At 34.1% G+C, this 19,882-nt stretch carries 18 protein-coding genes; 5 read left to right on the forward strand and 13 right to left on the reverse strand.

Annotation, left to right across the window (positions count from 1 at the left end; all coding sequences use genetic code 11):
- Positions 1–100: 100 nt before the first annotated feature.
- From LC076_RS16055 to LC076_RS16065, 3 genes are all read right to left on the reverse strand, one after another.
- Complete coding sequence (locus tag LC076_RS16055; RefSeq protein ID WP_226670115.1) at positions 101–1,732, reverse strand: MDR family MFS transporter; 1,632 nt, start codon at positions 1,730–1,732, stop codon at positions 101–103.
- Between the two features lie 903 nt (positions 1,733–2,635).
- Positions 2,636–3,229 carry a DedA family protein gene (locus tag LC076_RS16060; protein WP_226670116.1) on the reverse strand — a complete coding sequence of 198 codons (594 nt, stop codon included), beginning with the start codon at positions 3,227–3,229 and terminating at the stop codon, positions 2,636–2,638.
- A gap of 149 nt (positions 3,230–3,378) precedes the next feature.
- The gene (locus tag LC076_RS16065; protein WP_413466002.1) at positions 3,379–4,254 is read right to left on the reverse strand and encodes a YitT family protein; all 876 of its coding nucleotides are present in this window, start codon (positions 4,252–4,254) and stop codon (positions 3,379–3,381) included.
- A 684-nt stretch (positions 4,255–4,938) separates the two neighbouring features.
- Here LC076_RS16065 and LC076_RS16070 point away from each other — a divergent pair.
- Positions 4,939–5,592 (forward strand): B12-binding domain-containing protein, encoded by a 654-nt coding sequence (locus LC076_RS16070; RefSeq protein ID WP_226670118.1) that lies wholly within the window; start codon positions 4,939–4,941, stop codon positions 5,590–5,592.
- A 5-nt stretch (positions 5,593–5,597) separates the two neighbouring features.
- Complete coding sequence (locus LC076_RS16075) at positions 5,598–6,347, forward strand: STAS domain-containing protein (protein ID WP_226670119.1); 750 nt, start codon at positions 5,598–5,600, stop codon at positions 6,345–6,347.
- A 605-nt stretch (positions 6,348–6,952) separates the two neighbouring features.
- Here LC076_RS16075 and LC076_RS16080 read toward each other — a convergent pair.
- The 5 genes from LC076_RS16080 to LC076_RS16095 all read right to left on the reverse strand — a co-directional run bounded on the left by LC076_RS16080 (position 6,953) and on the right by LC076_RS16095 (position 11,088).
- On the reverse strand, positions 6,953–7,600 hold the full coding sequence (locus LC076_RS16080) for a class F sortase (protein ID WP_226670120.1): 648 nt from the start codon (positions 7,598–7,600) through the stop codon (positions 6,953–6,955).
- A gap of 14 nt (positions 7,601–7,614) precedes the next feature.
- Entirely contained in the window at positions 7,615–8,973 is a 1,359-nt protein-coding gene (locus tag LC076_RS16085; protein WP_226670121.1) for a copper amine oxidase, read from the reverse strand.
- Between the two features lie 434 nt (positions 8,974–9,407).
- On the reverse strand, positions 9,408–9,536 hold the full coding sequence (locus LC076_RS24205; RefSeq protein ID WP_264191579.1) for a hypothetical protein: 129 nt from the start codon (positions 9,534–9,536) through the stop codon (positions 9,408–9,410).
- A gap of 258 nt (positions 9,537–9,794) precedes the next feature.
- A complete protein-coding gene (locus LC076_RS16090) occupies positions 9,795–10,532 on the reverse strand; it encodes an anti-sigma factor domain-containing protein (RefSeq protein ID WP_226670122.1) in 738 nt (245 codons plus the stop codon).
- On the reverse strand, positions 10,525–11,088 hold the full coding sequence (locus tag LC076_RS16095) for an RNA polymerase sigma factor (protein ID WP_226670123.1): 564 nt from the start codon (positions 11,086–11,088) through the stop codon (positions 10,525–10,527). Before LC076_RS16095 ends, LC076_RS16090 begins: the two co-directional genes overlap by 8 nt.
- 534 nt (positions 11,089–11,622) lie before the next feature.
- Here LC076_RS16095 and LC076_RS16100 point away from each other — a divergent pair.
- Complete coding sequence (locus LC076_RS16100) at positions 11,623–13,170, forward strand: catalase (RefSeq protein WP_226670163.1); 1,548 nt, start codon at positions 11,623–11,625, stop codon at positions 13,168–13,170.
- 71 nt (positions 13,171–13,241) lie between these two features.
- Here the strand turns inward: LC076_RS16100 and LC076_RS16105 are convergent, their stop codons facing one another.
- Complete coding sequence (locus tag LC076_RS16105) at positions 13,242–14,225, reverse strand: Gfo/Idh/MocA family protein (protein WP_226670124.1); 984 nt, start codon at positions 14,223–14,225, stop codon at positions 13,242–13,244.
- Between the two features lie 205 nt (positions 14,226–14,430).
- Here LC076_RS16105 and LC076_RS16110 point away from each other — a divergent pair, with 205 nt between their 5' ends.
- The gene (locus LC076_RS16110) at positions 14,431–15,288 is read left to right on the forward strand and encodes a Cof-type HAD-IIB family hydrolase (protein ID WP_226670125.1); all 858 of its coding nucleotides are present in this window, start codon (positions 14,431–14,433) and stop codon (positions 15,286–15,288) included.
- Positions 15,289–15,704: 416 nt separating this feature from the next.
- Here the strand turns inward: LC076_RS16110 and LC076_RS16115 are convergent, their stop codons facing one another.
- The 4 genes from LC076_RS16115 to wrbA form a co-directional block, all read right to left on the reverse strand.
- Positions 15,705–16,811 (reverse strand): diguanylate cyclase, encoded by a 1,107-nt coding sequence (locus LC076_RS16115; RefSeq protein WP_226670126.1) that lies wholly within the window; start codon positions 16,809–16,811, stop codon positions 15,705–15,707.
- A 229-nt stretch (positions 16,812–17,040) separates the two neighbouring features.
- On the reverse strand, positions 17,041–17,550 hold the full coding sequence (locus LC076_RS16120) for a hypothetical protein (RefSeq protein ID WP_226670127.1): 510 nt from the start codon (positions 17,548–17,550) through the stop codon (positions 17,041–17,043).
- A 254-nt stretch (positions 17,551–17,804) separates the two neighbouring features.
- Positions 17,805–18,305, reverse strand: coding sequence for a PCYCGC domain-containing protein (locus tag LC076_RS16125; RefSeq protein WP_226670128.1), 501 nt, complete (start codon positions 18,303–18,305; stop codon positions 17,805–17,807).
- Between the two features lie 184 nt (positions 18,306–18,489).
- Positions 18,490–19,089, reverse strand: coding sequence for an NAD(P)H:quinone oxidoreductase (gene wrbA, locus LC076_RS16130; protein ID WP_226670129.1), 600 nt, complete (start codon positions 19,087–19,089; stop codon positions 18,490–18,492).
- Positions 19,090–19,347: 258 nt separating this feature from the next.
- Here wrbA and LC076_RS16135 point away from each other — a divergent pair, with 258 nt between their 5' ends.
- Positions 19,348–19,773, forward strand: coding sequence for a MarR family winged helix-turn-helix transcriptional regulator (locus LC076_RS16135; RefSeq protein WP_226670130.1), 426 nt, complete (start codon positions 19,348–19,350; stop codon positions 19,771–19,773).
- Positions 19,774–19,882: the final 109 nt, after the last annotated feature.

Genomic DNA, 19,882 nt, shown 5'->3' on the forward strand with positions numbered 1-19,882 from the left:
TTATATCTTCATTTTCATTCTCTTTTGTCTAACTAGACAAAAAATTAAGTAAGAATTTCTACATTTTATTCAAAAAAAAGAGAGCAGATGCTCTCTTTTTTCACACTGGCTGTTTCGTTAATTTTACTTCTTTCTTCGTTTCTTCCTTTGCTGGTACTTGAACAGGATCACTAGAACTTCTTAAAGGTATTTCTTTTAAGAAAAATGTTAAACCAACAGCTACAATCATAACTAATGTTGCTGTCATAAATACTCCTGAAAGAGCAAAACTCAGTGAGTCTTGTAACATGTTAATCATTTTCCCAAAGAAGCTAACCATACTATCAGGAAGGCTTTGTTGAATTTCTGCTAATTTTTCATGATCTAATAATAACTGTGGATTTTGTAGAGCTGTTAATTTTTCTTGCATTTCTGGTGGTACAGCGGCAGCTTGTTCACTAACACCTTCAAATGACTCTGCCATTTTCGTGCTCATTCTTTGATTTAATACAGTTCCCATTATTGCCACACCAACAGTTCCTCCTAAAGAGCGAAATAGCTGTGATGTAGCTGTTGCAACTCCTAAATACCGTTGTTCAACAGCATTTTGGACTGTTAATGTAAAAACTGTCATTCCAATACCAAGACCTAGACCAACTAAAACTAAATATAGAACTAAAAGCCATTGAGATGTTTGAGCATTCATTGTTGTAAATAAGAACATTCCGACAGTTGTAATCATTAATCCAATAATAGCCTGAGTTTTATATTTACCAGTTTTTGTAATAATTTGTCCTCCAATGGCACTTGCGATAACTAAGCCTAGTGTCATTGTCATTGTAATAAAACTCGAATGTGTTGCTGTGTAACCAAGTACACCTTGAACAAAATAAGGAATGTACATCACTCCACCGAACATAGCCACACCTATTGCAAATGCAATAATATTTGAAATGGTAAAAATGCTATTCCCAAATAAATTTAAAGGGATAATTGGACTTTTTGCCTTTTTCTCAGCTACAGCAAACAATATAAGTGACACAATGGCTGCTGAAAATAACCCAATAATTTGTGTAGAGTCCCAATCATATTTAGTTCCAGCCCAAGAAAATGCTAATAAAGCTGGGACGATTGTTGTTGTTAAGAAAATAGAACCTAAATAGTCTACTGTTTCTCCAGCCTTTTTTTCTGCTTTCGGGAAAAGCTTCCATATTAAAATTGCTGCAACAAATCCAAGTGGTAGGAATATCCAAAATACCCATTTCCACTCTAGATTATCAACAATGTATCCTCCTAATGTTGGACCAAATACACTAGAAATTCCAAATACTGCTCCCATTGCTCCTTGCCAACGACCACGTTCACGTGGTGCAAATAAATCTCCTACAGCAGTAAAAGCTGTTGACATAATCATACCTGCACCTAAACCTTGAATGCCTCGATATGTGATTAATTGAATGATATCCTGTGATAGTCCGGATAAAAATGCACCGATCATAAAGATGAAAATACCGATTAAAATAAATGGTCTTCTTCCATAAATATCAGAGAGCTTACCTACCAATATTGTTGTAATCGCAGATGTTAACATAAAGATTGTAAATACCCAGCTATAATAATCAAGTCCACCTAGATCTGCTATTATTTTAGGCAAGGCATTTCCTACGATTGTTTGATTAACTGCTGCGAAAAACATCGCACCAATAATCGCTATCATAATTGTGACTTTTTCTTTTTGACTTAAATGTTCCATTTTCTCCCTCACCACGAAATATATATTAAATTAATAATTAACTTAGTTAACTATATAACCTATTAAAAAGTGGTTAATATCATTCCACATCATTTTCAAGCTATATAGTTTACCACCTTAATAATTTTTATACTTAACATTTAGTTATTATATTCTCTTCTTTTTATAAAAGCAATGAGAAATTTTTCATATGGCTATATTGCTGTTAATTGCCGTTACAGCCATCCTGCTTTCCGAGTGCCTATTCGCAACCCTGTGCAACTTAAGAGCGTCACATTGACCATTCTTCTCTTCTGAGTCCTTCAATCAACAAAGGAAAAAAATAACATACAGAGGGCTTTAACATAACTTTTCACAAAATTATCTCTGTCCCAACCTCTGTGTTTTCCTTTTAACAACCCCAGGCTACTACTCTAGTTTTAATAGTATCATTTCCTTAATTTCATTGGCTCTATTAAACTTTGAGGTTGATTTCCGTTACAGGCATTCGCTTTCCCGGGAAAAAATGCAGTTCGTTTTTTCCTAGGGAAGAATAATGAAAAAGCCCAACTGCCGGCTTTTTCAAAGGGCAATTCTTCCTAGGTCCGGAATGCTCCTCGTAAGCTGCGCGCCTGTGGGGTCTTCCTTTGACACGCTTCTCTAAGCAGGAGTCTCATTTATTCACCTCCAATCAACAAAGTGCTAAAAATCAACCTTTATCTTTAACATAGCCATTTCATTAGTAAAAATGTAAGAATTCTTTAGAAATGAAAAAAAGAGGCTAGGACATAACTTAGTACTTAACAAAAATTCCGAACATAGTAATAGCTTAGCGGATTATATTCTAGGAGCAACGCAATTAAACTACAACTTTTGTTTGGTATCTATTTTGTTAACATACTTTTGTCCAACCTCACTCAAAATTCAGGTGTTTTTCATTTGGAGTTTCTTTGTGAAAAAATAGACGATAATCATTAAGAAAGAAATTGAGATGATGGGGATAATAAATGGCCTAGCTGCTTCTTTTATATACATCCAGTTGCTCCCTAATTCCATCCCTAGATACAGAAAAAAAATAGTCCAGGGAATCATAGCTGCCACTGTATACAGTGTGAATTTCCAAATAGACATTTTAGCTATTCCTGCAGGTATACTAATAGCATGTCTAACAACAGGAATAAATCTTGCACCAAAAATCACGCCTGATCCGTATTTTTTAAACCAAGCTTCTGATAAATCGATATGATGTTCTTTTAGTAATAAAAACTTACCATATTTCTTAAGAAAAGGACGACCACCTATACTACCGATCCAATACAAGATTAACTGGGCAACAGTTCCTCCAATAACACCAGCTACAATTGCACCAATTATTCCTATTTTTCCTAACACGATCATATACCCTCCATATCCTAATACAACCTCACTAGGAATGACCTCGAGCATTAGTCCTAACGCTATTCCTATATAACCAAGATTGGTTAGCCATTCCAATACATCTACTATTATTGCCTCCATTGCTTTTCACACCCTTAAGAGAAAAATACAATCTTGTCCATCTCCTATATGACTATGAAATTGCGTTAGAGAATATTAACCAATTTATAAGAAATCCTATTCTAACGATGAAAAAACTCTGTGAATATCTTTCACAGAGTTTAGGAGTATTAATGAATATCTTTTTTCTTAAATCTTCCGCCCCGAACTTCAGCAATGTTTGCTACTGCCAGAAAGGCTGAGGTATCTAAATCTTCTACGATGGATTTTAACTTTGCTTCCTCTAAACGAGTAATCACACAGAAAATGACTTTTTTGTCATCCCCCGTATATGCACCTTCTCCATTTAAATAGGTAACACCTCGTCCCAGTCGTGCAAGAATCGCATCACCAATTTCTTGATATTGATCACTTATAATCCAAGCTGATTTTGATTCATCTAACCCCTCTATCACAATATCAATTGTTTTAAAAGCAACAAAATAAGCGATAAGAGAATACATTGCTCTATTCCACCCAAATACAAATCCAGCACTACCGAGGATAAAAATATTAAAAAACATAATAATTTCACCAACTGAAAAAGGTAGCTTTTTATTGGCTAGTATCGCCAAGATCTCAGTACCATCAAGTGAACCACCATATCTAATGACAATCCCAACTCCAATTCCTAATGTAATCCCACCAAAAACAGTGGCTAATAGTACATCTTCAGTAAAAGCTGGAACTGGATGTAATAATACAGTTGCAACAGATAAGATTGATATTCCAAATAATGTTGATAATGCAAATGTTTTACCAATCTGCTTGTACCCTATAAAGAAAAAGGGGATATTTAGTAGGAAAATAAAAAGACCCAGTTTCCAACCTAGTAAGTGTGAGAGGATAATCGATATACCTACAATTCCACCATCAATAACCTTATTCGGAACTAAGAAGATCTCAAGTCCAACCGCCATTAATACAGCACCAATGAAAATGAAAAGTATCCTTTTTAGAATTTTAGATTTTGACATACCTTGATGTTTTTTCATTTGTTTTTGCATTTCCTTCTGGACTTCTAATGGTACTTCTGTCATAAAACTCCCCCTTGTATCATTTGTTGTTCATTTTATAAAAAATATTTCAATAGCTTGTTGCTTTTTACCTTATTGGCTCTGTTAAACTTTGTTGTTGATCTCCGTTACAGACATTCGCTTTCCAGGGAAAAAAGTACCTTTTTTCCTAGGGGAGAATAATGAAAAAGCCCAACTGCCGGCTTTTTCAAAGGGCAATTCTTCCTAGGGAGCCTCTTCGGCGCAAGCGCCTGTGGGGTCACCCTTTGACACGCTTCTCTAAGCAAGAGTCTTATGTCTTTCACTCCAATCAACAAAGTGCTAAATATCAACATTTAGCTTTAACATCGCCATCTTATTAAGAGCAAATTGTTGACTTATCTTTTTCATAATTAATGTAATTTTCAGCATTATTGTTTCGAAAAGAAACTTTTTAAAAACTAAAAAGTCTGTTTTTACTATTATAACTTACTTTTATTCATTAGTGGATTAATACGAATTCCCCTTCTCAAGACATGCTTTGTTGTAGTATGATAAACACTTCATTTTATATAGAGAATTTCCACAATCAACAAGTATAGGTAAATTTATGATAAAATATAATTGTTCTTTTTCAATTAACAAAGCCTGTAGGATAACAAAGACTGCTTTAATTATAAAGCTAGAGGTGATAACATGGCTTGGAACGTTGAAGAATTTGCTTCTTATCTTCTTATTGGTGATGAAGATATGGCATGGGATATCACGATAAAAGCTATAGAACGTGATGCGGGTAGAACTGAATTATTTGAAGAATTAATCACCAAAGCAATGCAGTACATAGGTTACTTGTGGGAAAACGATCAAATTACTGTTGCAGATGAGCATCTTGCAACTTCAACATGTGAATATATTTTAGCAAGATTTCATAATTATATGAAAAAAGAACAAAAATTACGACTCTTCGCAGAAAAGAAAGCTTTGTTTTTATGTCTAGAAAATGAACAACATACAATCGGTCTGAAAATGGCTTCACAGCTTTTTGAAGAATATGGTTGGAAAACACAACTTTTAGGTGCAAACTTACCATTAGAATATGCATTACAATCAGCTAGCAAATGGAAACCAGATGTGATTGGTCTTTCATTTTCAATTTGGTATCATGCAGAGATTTTAGCTAAATATATTCAAGCACTTGAAGATCTCCCTCATAAACCAGTTGTAATAGTAGGTGGAAGATTGTTATCAAACTATGATTTTTCCTCCTACTGTTCTGATAAAACCTGTTTGTTTCCATCTCTTAATGAACTTAAAGGTTGGCTAATGGAACATTCAAAACAAGGAGTGTAATTCAAATGTCAGCAGTCAAACATATCCCAGTGAATTATTTTCTACTTAATAAAGAACTTACTATTATTGAGTGCTCCGATCTTGCAATTCAAACATTTGGGGATGCCATAGATTTTTTAGAATTAATTGATAGCGAAAGTAAAGAAAAAGCAAAACGCATTCTTTACTCACTTGATAAGAAAACAACTGAGTTAGTCATGAAAACGACTGCTTCACCACTTTCCCTTTTTGAAATGAAAATACATTGGGATGGTCAACTTGGACATGTGGTTTGTTTAGAACAAGATGATCGAATCCAAAGGTTGATCGACGTTGTAGACAAGCACCGCACTCGCTTGGCAAAAACTGATTTTGAACTTTTGGAAAAAAAGGAGCAACTTGAGCATTCTCTTTCTTTAATTAGTGAGTTATCTGCTCCATATATTACAATAGCAAATGGAATTGTTCTAATTCCTCTTTTTGGTCATTTAGATAAGAAATTAATTGTTAACAATAGCCTGCGAATATTAAAGCAAATCAATAATAGTAATATTGAGCGAATTTTATTTGATTTTCATGGCATTGGGAATTTATCAACTGAAGGGATACTAGAATTACGAAATTTAATGACAGAATTATCACTTATGGGTGTCCGTTCATATATTATCGGATTACATCCAGAGCATGCCAAAATTATTCATAAAAGTGGAATTCAAACTGGCTCCCTCTTTTTGAAAAATCTTAATGAAGCAATAAGAACTTTTATTGTTAGTTAGTCATTTTATTTGATCATCAACTGATCATAGATAAGTGTATAAAGATAAGAAGAGGTTGGGACATAAGTATTTAAGTTAATGATAATCCCGAATTATTAGGTGATAGTTCAATTAAGCATTATCCTAATAGTTCGGGGTTTTATTGCCTTCTTCAATAGTTTTTTTGATTTTGTATACGATTTTTAGGAACTAGTGAAATGGAGTGGAAGACACTAGGGCATCTGTATGAATTCTTTAATTATGTCCCAGCCACTTCTTTTTTTGCTGTTCAGGATTTTTAAATACTAGCTGAAAATAAAACAGCGTGAGAAACTGATTTTCGGTGAAAACCTAAAAATTCCCCATCCCCATTTAAACATTATTAAAGTAACTCAGAGCACACCACATTGATTCCCTTCATAATCATCAAATGCAAACCTTTTTCAAATATAATAATTGAATCGTATAAACACATCTTAAAAGTAGTCTACAATATCTTGTTTATGTGACCCTGAAAAGTGTGTTAGCATAAGTGACTATAGCTGCACGTTAACAACAAAAGGGTGAAATCCTCTAGATTTCACCCTTTTGACTAGTTTCTATTTTATTGTTTGAGTCTCATAGATTTATTCCTTTAGTACTGTGTAGACAACTAAGCGTTCTTCATGGGTTCCTTTTTCTCTATTAAATGTTCCTGTGCATGTGATTAGGTTTAGCTGACTTCGATAAGAAAATCCAAACACTTTATCTACCGGAGAGGATTCGATTTTATAGCTTTTTTTGTCGTAAACAACAAAGGTGAGCGACTTTCCATCCTTATCTCTTACTATGATTTCATCACCCTCAACAAGTTCTTCTAAATCATAAAAGATAGCAGGTCCTGTCTTACTATCCACATGTCCTGCTAAAACAGCATTTCCATGTTCACCTGGCATCACACCGTCTTTAAACCAACCTACTTGATTAAAATCCTCTGGTACACCCATTTGTCCATTTTCCAATAAACCTACCTCTTCAATTTGAGCTTCCACGTTAATTGAAGGAATGCTTATTTGAGCTGGAATTATTTTTTCTCTCGTATCTTTAATGATTGGTTCATCATTTTTTGATACTGCTGTCATTTCTGGTTTAGTTATCGAAGAGGAAAGATCCTCCTTCATTTTTGCTTCATGCAAAACGTTAGGATCTTCACTCTCGGTTTCTATAATAGAATCATTTTGCTGACAGCCTGCAATAACGATCAAGAAAACCAACGTATAGATAACTCGCCACATTTACATACACCTCGTTAGTTTTGTTGAAGTTTTTTTCGAACAACTAACCCCATACTAGCAAAAATTGCTAGAATTAAGCCAAAAACAATATAATCTCCCGTCATGCTATTATCTGCTGTACCACCCATACCAGTTTTCGGCATCTCTTCTGGCATCATTGATTTAAATTTATCTGGAAATTGATCAACGAATGCTCCAGATAATCCTTTAGCAGGGTTTAACATATGAGCATATGCTTCTCTAATGGAATCATACGTTTTATCATAATCTCCAGCAACGTAGGAATCAAAAGCAGAAATTAGCTGTTCAACATGCATTTGTAAACCATCTGCTAGAGCATCAGATTTCAAACGACCATCTGTTGCAGTTTCAAGGAATTTAGAAAACTCAGCTCGATACCCATCGAGATTTTCTAATGCTTCTTTTTTCGCATTTTCATCATTAGCTCCTGTTGCTTTTACATAATCAACAAAAAATCCGATATGATTTGACCACATTGTCTTAAACTGTTCTCCTGCTTCTTCTCCATATACAGAAGCAATTGCTGCAGATAAATCTTCAGTATTTGCATTTAAGGCATTTGCTGCAGCTTCAAAATCTTCAGCACCTTCAGCACCTTGCTGCATAGCAACAACTGCTAAACCTGCATGCTCTGTTAAAAGATGATTTAATGTTGCTCTTAAATCAACAGCAGGTGTAACTGCTTTCGTTTGTTCAAATTTATCTGGAAATTGATCTGTAATTGCATTTGATAATCCTTTTGCTACCATATGCATATGGTTAATAGCTTCTCTTTCATATTCATACGCTTTTTCATAATCTTTTGCTAGGTAACTATCAAAAGCACCAACTAATTGGTTCACATGCATTTGCAAACCTTCTGCTAGGCCGCTAGCTTCTAAACGTTCACCTGTTGCAGTCTCTAAAAATTGTGAAAACTTTTCACGGTAAGTATCCAAATTTTTCAGTGCTTCTTCTTTTTTCGCTTCATCGTTTTCAGCAGTAGCAGTTACATAATCAACGAAAAATCCGATATGTTCCTCCCACATCTGTTTGAATTGTTTTCCTGCTTCTTCTCCATATACAGAGGTAATTGCATTTGACAAATCAACTGTATTTTCACTCAATGCTCCAACAGATGCCTCAAAGTCTTTTGCACCTAATGCCCCATTTCTCATCACTTCTACAGCTAAATAGGCATGCTCACTTAGTAAGTGACCTAGTGTAGAACGAAGCTCAGCAGCTGGAGTTGCAACAGCTTCACTTCCACTCATGTTAGAATGATTTCCATGTTCATGTGCAAAAGCTCCTTGAACTGGTACTAGTAAAGATAGACTTAATGGAATCGCTAAGAAAGATTTTTTTAGTTTCATTTTTATTTCCCCTTTCAAGTTTTCTATTAAGCTAACGAACTAGTTTTTCATTTGGATCACTTTTTTCTAAAAAAATTTAAATTTATTTTTTATGCTCTCAAGAAAAACCAAGCTTTTTCTTCGGGATCAGGTAATGAAACACTGGTGCTAGACAATAATTATAAATTTTTATACTTACCCTTTTTTAAAAAAGGCTCTGTTAAACTTTGTTGTTGATTTCCGTTACAGGCATTCGCTTTCCGCGGGCGGTTCGGGAGCCTCCTCGGCGCAAGCGCCTGTGGGGTCTCCCTTTGACACGCTTCTCCCGCAGGAGTCTCATGCCTTTCACTCCAATTAACAAAGTGCTAATAATCATCATTAAGCTTTAACATAGCCAAAAAAAAGCTTGAAATCGTCTCAATCTAGAGACAACTTCAAGCTCTTAAAACTAATTGTTATTTACCTTTTTTCTCATTATGTTTTCTTTCAGCTAAATCATTTCCAAAATCTTTATCGGTATTAATGGAATCACTTGCTTTTTTCATTCGTTGTTGTTGGTTTTTATGACTATCTCTTTGAACCATTTTATTACCTCTTTTCTGTTGAAATCATTCTTCAAGAACTTATTTTGTACAATAAGTAGAATATCATTCCTCATATAGAGGTTTTTTCTATAAGCTATTTTCGCAAACTATGTTGCTTTAATATCCCCGAAGAAATCAGCACAGTATTAAGTCTAGTGGCATCTTTTCTTCATATAATAGTGTCCTTATATGCAAAAACACACTGTTTCTACTGGATATTTTGGTTACATAGCAACAATCTTTCAGAAAAGAGCCTTTCTATAATGCGCCTGCTAAAACAACTTCTCCTTCTGGTAAAGGTAAGTTTTCTTCTTTTTCAACAGTAATCGCAACTGTATCCCATTTTCCTTCTAGCTCTTTTAGTGAATATGATAATGTCCCTTGACCTGATTCATTTGGTTGAAACGCTCCAGCTGGATATGGTTGATCTCCCTCAATGACCCAAACTTGATAAACTTCTTCAGCATTTAGTTTAGGTAAATTTGATGCTTGTAATAGTAACGTTTCTTCGTTTTTGTTAGAAAGAAGGGAAACAATGGCAACAGCTTCATTATTTTCTTCAACAGGTAATAAAGTTACTTGTGAGGAAGGCTCTATTTCAGCTATACCTGATGGCGACTTCTCTTTATTTTCTTGAAAAAGATAGGCATTTGTTATAAGAGAAATGATTAATGCCGCTGCAAGTGAAGGGATCATAAATCTTGGCGTCTTTCTAGCCTTTTGCTTTACACTTGGTTTTTGATCTGTTTCAATGACTGGAGATTTATCCACGATCTCATCTTTAAAAATCTCATCAAAGATTCGTGCCTTCATATCTTTTGGTACATCAACTGGTTCAGAAAGGTATGGTAGGTCTTCTGTGAGGCTCGTCAGCTCTGCTAATTCCTGTTGACATTCTGGGCAACTTTGAAGATGTTGTTCAAATTGCTTCATGTCCTCCTCTGCTAAGGATAAGTTAAAATAGTCAAATAGTTGATAGCATTTTTCGTTATTCATTGATGTCCCTCCTTTCCATATCTAACATTTTCCTTAAATGCTTTAATGCAATTCTTATCCTACCCTTTACTGTACCTAATGGTAATTCACATTGATCAGCAATATGTTGCTGACTTAATCCTTTAAAATAAAAAAGATGAATGATTTGCTGTTGATCATCCTTGAGTTTGGACATCGCTTGCTTTATTTTATTTTTTTGTTCATTCCATTCTACTTTCTCTTCCACTGAATCTTCATCTTGAACAAGTGCATCTTTATCAATCATTTCTTCATGAGTATGTCTCTTACGTTTTCTTATCTCGTCAATTGCTTTATTTCGTGTAACCGTTAATAACCATGAAGAAAATTTACCTTTATTTTCTTCATAGACATTTGTACCATTCCAAAGCTTTAGAAAAACATCCTGTATAACTTCCTCAGTTAAAGAAGGATCATTTGTCAGTCGATAGGCAAAGGAATAAAGCAGCTTTTCATAACGATCATACAATGTTTCAAAAGCCATGCGATCTTTATTCATAGCTTTACTATATAATGAAGCATCATCGTTTTGGATCATATGAATCTCCTTTATTTTAATATTTTATCTAAGAATATCACATTACCAAAACATGATAATAGAATGAACTGTTTTATTATGATGGCTATTTTCTAATAACTCTTTTCTGATCGATTGTTGCTATGTAACAAAATTTGGAGTGAAAACAGTGTTTTCATCACATAAAAGGTACTATTCTAGAAGAAAAGATACCAGTAGACTTATATAGTGCTGTTTCCATCAAACCTTAAAAAGCAACAAAGCTTACTAAAACAGCCATTATTAAGAATACGAATCAATCTTCATTTTAGATCATCTTTAAAGCAAAATATAACTGTATAATTATGGTTACTTTAGTAAATAAATGTACATGTTGAATTATTTTATTGATGCTGTTGATCCATGCATTCTTCTCAATAAACATCGTTCAAAACAGCATTTTGTTTAAACATGCCATTTTTATTAAAGGAGGCAATACATTTGAAGAAGGATTCATCTAATAATGAAGAATTTGGAACATCTATTGAAAGTGTTGGAGATTCTTTGGACAATCGAATGAGCAGCAATGAAAGTGATGACACACTAACAAATAGACAAGGACATCCAGTAACTGATAATCAAAATGTGCGTACTGTTGGAAACCGTGGTCCCACAACATTAGAAAATTATGATTTTCTAGAAAAAATAAGTCATTTCGATCGTGAACGAATTCCTGAACGTGTTGTACATGCTCGTGGTGCTGGTGCACATGGCTATTTTGAAGCATATGGATCTTTTGGTGAAGAAGCTATCGCAAAATACACTCGTGCTAAGCTTTTCCAGGAAAAAGGTAAACAAACTCCTGTATTTGTCCGTTTTTCTTCTGTCATCCATGGCGGACATTCACCTGAAACCTTACGTGATCCACGTGGATTTGCTATTAAATTTTACACAGAAGACGGCAACTGGGATTTAGTTGGTAATAACCTGAAAATTTTCTTTATCCGTGATCCTCTAAAATTCCCTGATCTTGTTCATGCGTTTAAGCCAGATCCTGTAACAAATATACAAGATAGTGAACGAATTTTTGATTTTATAAGTCAAACTCCTGAAGCAATGCATATGATTACATTCTTATTCTCACCTTGGGGTATTCCCGCTAATTATCGACAGATGCAAGGATCTGGTGTTAATACATATAAGTGGGTTAATGAAGATGGAGAAGCTGTACTTGTTAAGTATCACTTTGAACCAAAGCAAGGTATCAAAAACTTACTACAAAAAGAAGCTGATGAAATTCAAGGGAAAAATTTCAATCATGGTACACAGGATTTATACGAAGCAATTGAGCGCGGAGATTATCCAGAGTGGGAGATGTTTGTCCAAATTTTAAGTGATGCTGATCATCCAGAGCTTGATTTTGATCCTTTAGATCCTACTAAAATTTGGCCGAAGGATCAGATACCTTGGGTTCCTGTAGGTAAGATGGTTTTAGATAAAAATCCTACAAACTATTTTGCTGAAGTAGAGCAAGCTGCTTTTGGTACAGGTGTATTAGTGGATGGCTTAGACTTCTCAGATGACAAGCTATTGCAAGGAAGAACCTATTCTTATTCAGATACTCAGCGTTATCGTGTAGGTTCAAATTATCTACAATTGCCGATTAATTCTCCTAAAAAACATGTAGCAACAAATCAACGTGATGGTCAAATGGAATATAAAGTTGATATGGGAAAACAACAAAATCCTCATGTGAACTATGAGCCATCTATTCTTGGTGGGTTAAAAGAAGCAAAACAAGATGGAAAAGATCATCAACCACCTGTCGAAGGAAAGCTAGTTCGTCAAAAAATTGACCGTGAAAATAACTTTAAACAAGCTGGTGAAACATACCGTGAATTCTCTGATTTAGAGCGTGATGAATTGATTATGAACATTGTTGAAAATTTAAAAATGTGCCACCAGGAAATCAAAGATACTATGGTTGACATGTTTTATAAATGTGACGAAGATTATGGTAAAAGAGTACAAGATGGTCTTAAAAACGCAAAAATGAGTGATTCAAAAACAGAATCAGCAGTGAAACAAGCTGAAAATGAAGGGCACTCAACAGATTCTTATTAAGGAAAAAGGGTCAGTCCCTCACCTCTTTAAAGTAGCGAGGGACTGACCCCAATTTTTGTAAATACTAAATTTTATTTATCGGCTGGATAGTGCAATCCTATTTGCTTACGAGTTGTTTCTAGGATGTTTGCTGTAATAAGTGTGTTCTTATGTGAGTTTTGTTTCGATTGTCGTTTTTTAGCTTGAATGAGTTCGATAAATTCTTTTGCTTCATAATACATGCTTTCAGAGTCTTGTTTTCTTGAGATATCTTCCACTGTTCCATCTTTATAGTGAATTTTTACACTTTCAGGAGTATGTATTTTATCGATTATGATACTTCCTTCTTCACCCTGAATTTCAGAAGGCACATAGGAATTTGTAATTTTTGAATACATTATAACTGCATCCATTTCATCATATGTTAGTAGTATGCTACCTTCACCATCAACACCAGATTCAAGCATATAACTCGATGCTTTTATTTCCTTAGGATCTCCAAATAATGTAACTGCTGGGTAAACACAATAAATTCCGATATCCATTAATGATCCGTTTGAAAACTCTGGTTTAAATGCATTCAATATCGTTCCTTGTTTATATTTATCATAGCGAGAAGAATACTGACAATAGCTTGCAAAATAGCGTCTCACTTTACCGATTTTATGAAGATTTTCTTGGATCGCAAGGAAATTAGGTAATAACGTATTTTTAATCGCCTCCATTAAAACAACTGAATTTTCTTCAGCAACCTTAACCATTTCAGTCACTTCTTTTGTATTAGAAGCAATCGGCTTTTCACAAATAACATGCTTACCATTTTTCATACATAAAATAGCCTGTGAAGCATGAAGTGCGTTTGGACTAGCAAGATAAACAGCATCAAATTCAGTACTTTTAGCAAACTCTTCTAAATCTGTATATGTATGTTTCACATCATATTTGCTTGCAAATTCTTCTGCTTTATCACTTGTTCTTGAATAAATGGCAGTAAGTGAAAATCCCTCTACTTTACTTGCCGCACTTAAAAAGCTTTCTGTAATCCAGTTTGTACCAATGACACCAAAACGAACCATTATTCCACACTCCTATAAAAGTCTTTTCTCTTGGCAAGTATATCTTTTTTTCATAAAAATCAAAAGTGATCAAAGAAAGTAACGAAATAATTTAAATCATTTTCTACAATAAATAATTAAAAATATGTCATAATAGATAACTAAGTTCAACAATTCTTTACCTACATAAATTATGAAAAACGAACGATAAAGGAGAAAACTAACTATGAAAAAATTAATTGCCATTGACCTTGATGGAACGTTATTGTCATCTAACATTGAAATTTCACAAGAAAACATTCAAGCCATTCAAGCAGCACAAGAAGCCGGACACATCGTAATGATTTGTTCAGGTCGTGCTCCAGAAGATATTAAAACGGTCATTGATCAAACTCCATTACAATGTCCTGTTGGTGGTAGTAACGGAACAATGGTTATAGCGGATGGAAAGTTATTAAGCCAAATCTCTATTAACAAAGATACCGTTCGAAGTGTTGCAGAAATCTTAAATAACAATAAATACCCTTTTAAAATCTACTCAAGTAAGGGAATATTTGTTGCTTCAACATGGTCGGAACGGATGTTAGTATTTCTTGAACAAAATCCTGATATAGCCTCTGGTTTAACAGAAAAAGAATACAAATTTATGACAGAGCAACCTAAAGAAACGGAAACAATTAAGCATTTCACGACAATCGATGAAGTACTTACAAACGAAGATGTAACCATTCAAAAGTTCTTTGTCCCAACACTATCAGGAAAAGATGAACTAACAGCAACACTAAAGCAAATCGAAAACATAGCTATTACAACTTCTGGTCCATACAATATTGAAATTATGGATACGAATGGACATAAGGGGAATGGAGTAAAAGTAATGGCTGAATACTTCAACATTCCGATTGAACATACTGTTGCGATTGGTGATAACTTTAATGATGTTCCTATGCTTGAAGTTGCAGGCCTTTCAATAGCAATGGGTAATGGTGATCCAACCGTAAAGAAAATGGCTGATGTTGTCACATTAACTAATAATGAGAATGGTGTTGCTCATGCAATTAAAAAATATGTTCTAGAGCAGTAATTTTTGGAATTCAACTCACTATCACTATAGATTAAAAACGAGGCTGGAACATAAGTATTTTAACTAATGATAAACCCGAATTATAAGGCGATATTTCAATTAATTATGCGCCTAATAATTCGGGTTTTTATCTGCTGTCTTTAATAGATTTATGATTTCGGAAACTATGTTAAAGAACTTAGTGGAATAGAGCGGAAGACACTCGACTCCTGCGGGTGCAGAGGAAAGGCTGAGACCCCACAGGCGAGAAGCGCCGAGGAGGCTCAGCTTCCTCCCCGGCGAATGGTGTGTTTGCAGCGCAATGGAACGAACTTGTTTCTTTAAGCTTAACTGAATTTAGAGATTTATTCGTCTTTTTGTATGACTTCATTAATTAAGTCGCAGCCTCGTTTTATCTTCTCTCCAACATAAACTAGCTACTTTGCTAAAGGAGTACCAGATTGATTGATTGGTGCAATAGAGACTTTATTTCTTCCACTTTCCTTTGAAAGATATAATGCTTCATCAGCGTTTTCCACCAATTCCATTCCGTTCTGTGAAATGGTTGGATAATGTGAAATACCAATTGAAATTGTAACAAAGATGACTTTTCCAGATGTAAGCTTAAAAGGGTGTACTTCAACCGCTCTTCGAATTCGTTCAGCAATTTCTTGTGCTTTCGTTAACGTACTGTTTGGAAGGATAATACTGAACTCTTCTCCACCTTTACGATAACAGCGATCATTAGGTCTTACATGACTTACCATGATATTACTTATTTGCTTTAATACCTCGTCCCCTTCGCTATGACCATATGTATCATTCACCCTTTTAAAATAATCTATATCTAAATATAATAGAGAATGTTTTTTGATATGTTCCTCTTCATAAATTGCTTTTAAGTTTTCGTTGAAATAGCGAACATTCCATAACCCTGTTAGGAAATCTTTAGTAGACTGTGCTTTATAATGTTGAAATAGTTTGTGAGTTTTTCTTAAGTGTTCTGCGAAATAATAGCCTATCAATCCACCAATAAACGAAAGTACCCAAAATAATGGTACTAGACTTTTCAGTACATCCCATTCAGGAACTAAAAAAACAATCACAAAAGAAAAGATAACGTTCGCATGAAATAGCATCCATAGAAATTTATACACTCTCTTGATTTTTAGTTTTTTTATGAAATAAAAACCAATTGTTACAATGACAACATAAAGAAGGGCAACAAAAGAAGATAAATTAATTCCGATAAAAAAACGAGCAATGATTATGAGTAATGCACTGACGATTGCTGGAATTGTTCCACTATAAATCATCGAAAGTATAATTGGTATATGTCGAAAATCAACGATTGTCTCAGGTGTTACTTGGATAGAAAACTGCATTAATATGACACCTAAAACACCACTTGCTAGACCTCCTGCTATTTTACGGGAGAAAGGTTTAAGACCTTGAAAAAATGTCCAGTTTAATAGCTGACTATATGCGAAGACAAGTGCTATTAAGATATTGATATTTACAAATAAGTCGCGAACGATATGCATATGATGTCACCCTAAATCTAGTAATATTTTATAGTACTATTTTATCATGAATTTTATCCCAATTTATAGATAAATGTGTATAAATAAGGATATATATGAGTAAAAGCCACAACATATATAAATACCTTATCGTGAATTAGATTAGAGGATGTAAAGGTATAAGTATAAGGAAACAAATTTCCCAAAATAAAAAACGCACTTTTTCAAGATACGTTTTTCATATATTTCCTCATTCTTTGAGAATATGAAAATATTTTTGGAAGGTCTTAATCTGTTCTTTTTCTGTTGCTTTTGGTGTATAGTCCCCGTTGATTTGCTGAATCATTTCATTATATAAACCTTGAAGTTTAACTTGTTGTTTAGCCATTTCAACATGCACATGCTTAGCATTGGTATTTTTCATTCTAAGAGCAGAAGTGAAGTTATCACTGGCCATAGCTTTAGAAGTAGCTCTTGCTTCTAAGGCAACATGCTTTTCCTTTTCCGACATGTTATGATAAACAAATTCTTCTTGTTGAATAGGAATATTTGCAAGATGAACTGTCCCGTTATTTTGTGGATCAATTAAGGCTAACATCACCCGGACATGATCTCTCATAATTGTTATTGAAGTATAAAGAAGCTGTTTTAATGTTGGATTTTGTATGACTAAATAATCTCTTTTAAATTTATTAATTATTCCCTCATGTGCTGCTAGATGCTCTGCCATTAACCCAAGATCAGAAGCAGGTAATCGCACTTCATCACCCTCCTCAACTTCTTATTCTATGGTGCTGTTAAACATTGCTGTTGATTTCCCGTTAACTGGTTAGATCAACAATAAGCTTTAACATAGCCTTTTCTGTAGAAGTATATGAGAAATAATTAGTATTTCAGAACATGATCATGTAAATAGATATTTTTATTACGATAAAAGACTAAGCGTGTTTGCGCTTAGAGGAGCTAAAAGAGCCCTATGCACAATTTACTTAGTCTTCAATAACTATTCAACCTTTAAACTTCTGGTGTTGGTGTAGGCTCCGAATATCCTTCTTTATACAAATCATCAATCTTGGAACGAATTTCTTTAACAGACTTTCCTTCTTGAAAATCAACAATAGATTGGGCAGCAATTTCTAAACAAACTCCACATTTTGTTCCATGATCATCCCAAACGATACTCCCGTTTTCTTTGTTTTCAAACACAAAGCAATCGTAACTACTTTTATGACCTGCACTCTCACCACACCCACAATAACAAGGAATATTTTCCAAAATATCTTTATGCTGAGCTGCGGCTTGATAAACGACTTGAATATTTTCAGATTTTTCATTTAAAAATGTTGGTAACGTATCTATTCCAGCTGTTTCTTCTCTTATATCATTTATCACATGCTCTTGATGCTCACCATGACCGGTATGATCATCTTTTTCATTAGTATCACTATTATTTGAACAACCACTTATTATCGCTGCAGCTGTAAACACAATGATCAATTTTTTCTTGTAGTTCATGTTATTCACCTCACTATAAGTATTCTAAGCTCTACGCAACATTACCACAATACATATACCATAATTGCCATAATAAAACAGGGATATCTCAACTGCCTCAATTGGGGTCAGACCCCAATAAAGACACATTTGTGAGATATCCCTATTCTAGCTATTTAAAAGTTAAATTTTAAAGTACTTATGTTTATTTTAGTTTTTCAGCAATTGATAGTGTACGTTTGGCTTGATGTATTACTGCAGCTTGAACATCTTCAACCATTTCTCCATCTTGGTTTACTGATACACTTGTTCCGTAAGGATTACCTCCTGCAGCAAACGTAACAGGATCAGTGTATCCAGGTGCTGCCACAATTGCTCCCCAGTGATACATTGTTGTATAAAGTGCTAAAAGGGTTGACTCTTGTCCACCGTGTGGATTTTGAGCGGATGTCATAGCACTTACTGTTTTATTAACAAGTTTTCCATTAAACCATAAGCCACCAGTAGTGTCTAAGAAGGCTTTCATTTGTGATGGCATATTACCAAACCTAGTTGGTACACTGAAAATAATTGCATCTGCCCATTCAAGATCATCTAAAGTGACCTCAGGAACATCCTTTGTTGCCTCATAATGGGCTTTCCATGCTGGATTAGATTCAATCGCTTCTTGAGGAGCAGTTTCTGGTACCTTTAACAATTTCACTTCAGCACCAGCTTCTTTTCCCCCAGCCTCAGCCCACTGAGCTAGCTGATAATTAGTACCAGTTGAACTATAATAGATTACGGCTAATTTAAGATTTGTCATGAATTTTCATCTCCTTTTAGTTAAATTTCAACTTAAATTTCTTCATATAATTAACTATACCCATAAAAAATTGAGTTAAATCATATATCTCGTGTTAAATAGTTATCAATCCGAGATATCATGTTGATTTTATCGCTGTTTTTTCGAAGTTTTATTGCAATTGAATCCATAATTGTTTAATGGAGCGAAAATGTAAAATTGACATTTTCTGTCCCATTAAATATAATTCGATCAACAAAGATAAAATGGAGGATCCAAATGAAGGTCTCTATTGATGATTATATAAGTATTTTCATACATAAAACTGATTTGACTTTAACAAGTTATGTGAAAAATAAATTAGCACCTTTTAATCTTGCTCCAGAACAAAATTTAATTATGATGCTTCTTTGGGAAAAAGACGGAATAACTCAAAATGAAATTGCTGATCGTCTTTTTAAGGATAAAACCAATGTAGCTCGTATGGTCTCTAATTTAGAAAATAAGGGATTTATAAAAAGAATCATTAGCCAAAGTGATCGTCGCTCTTTACAGTTACACTTAACTGATAAAGGAAAAGAGCTCGGAGCTACTATAACACCTATTACAGAAGATTTTAATAAATTGGTATGCCAAGGTATCTCTAAAGAGGAAATATGTGAATTAAAAAGAATTCTAACTAAAATGCGTGATAATGTATTATAAATTTTACATTATCAATACTTATTAGTTGCTATAACAACTAATAGATGCTACGATAAACAATGTTCAAATTTCAACTACGCACAAAGGTTGCTATAACAACCTTTTAAAA

The organism is Metabacillus litoralis (genome assembly GCF_020524045.1).
Classification (GTDB): domain Bacteria; phylum Bacillota; class Bacilli; order Bacillales; family Bacillaceae; genus Metabacillus; species Metabacillus litoralis_C.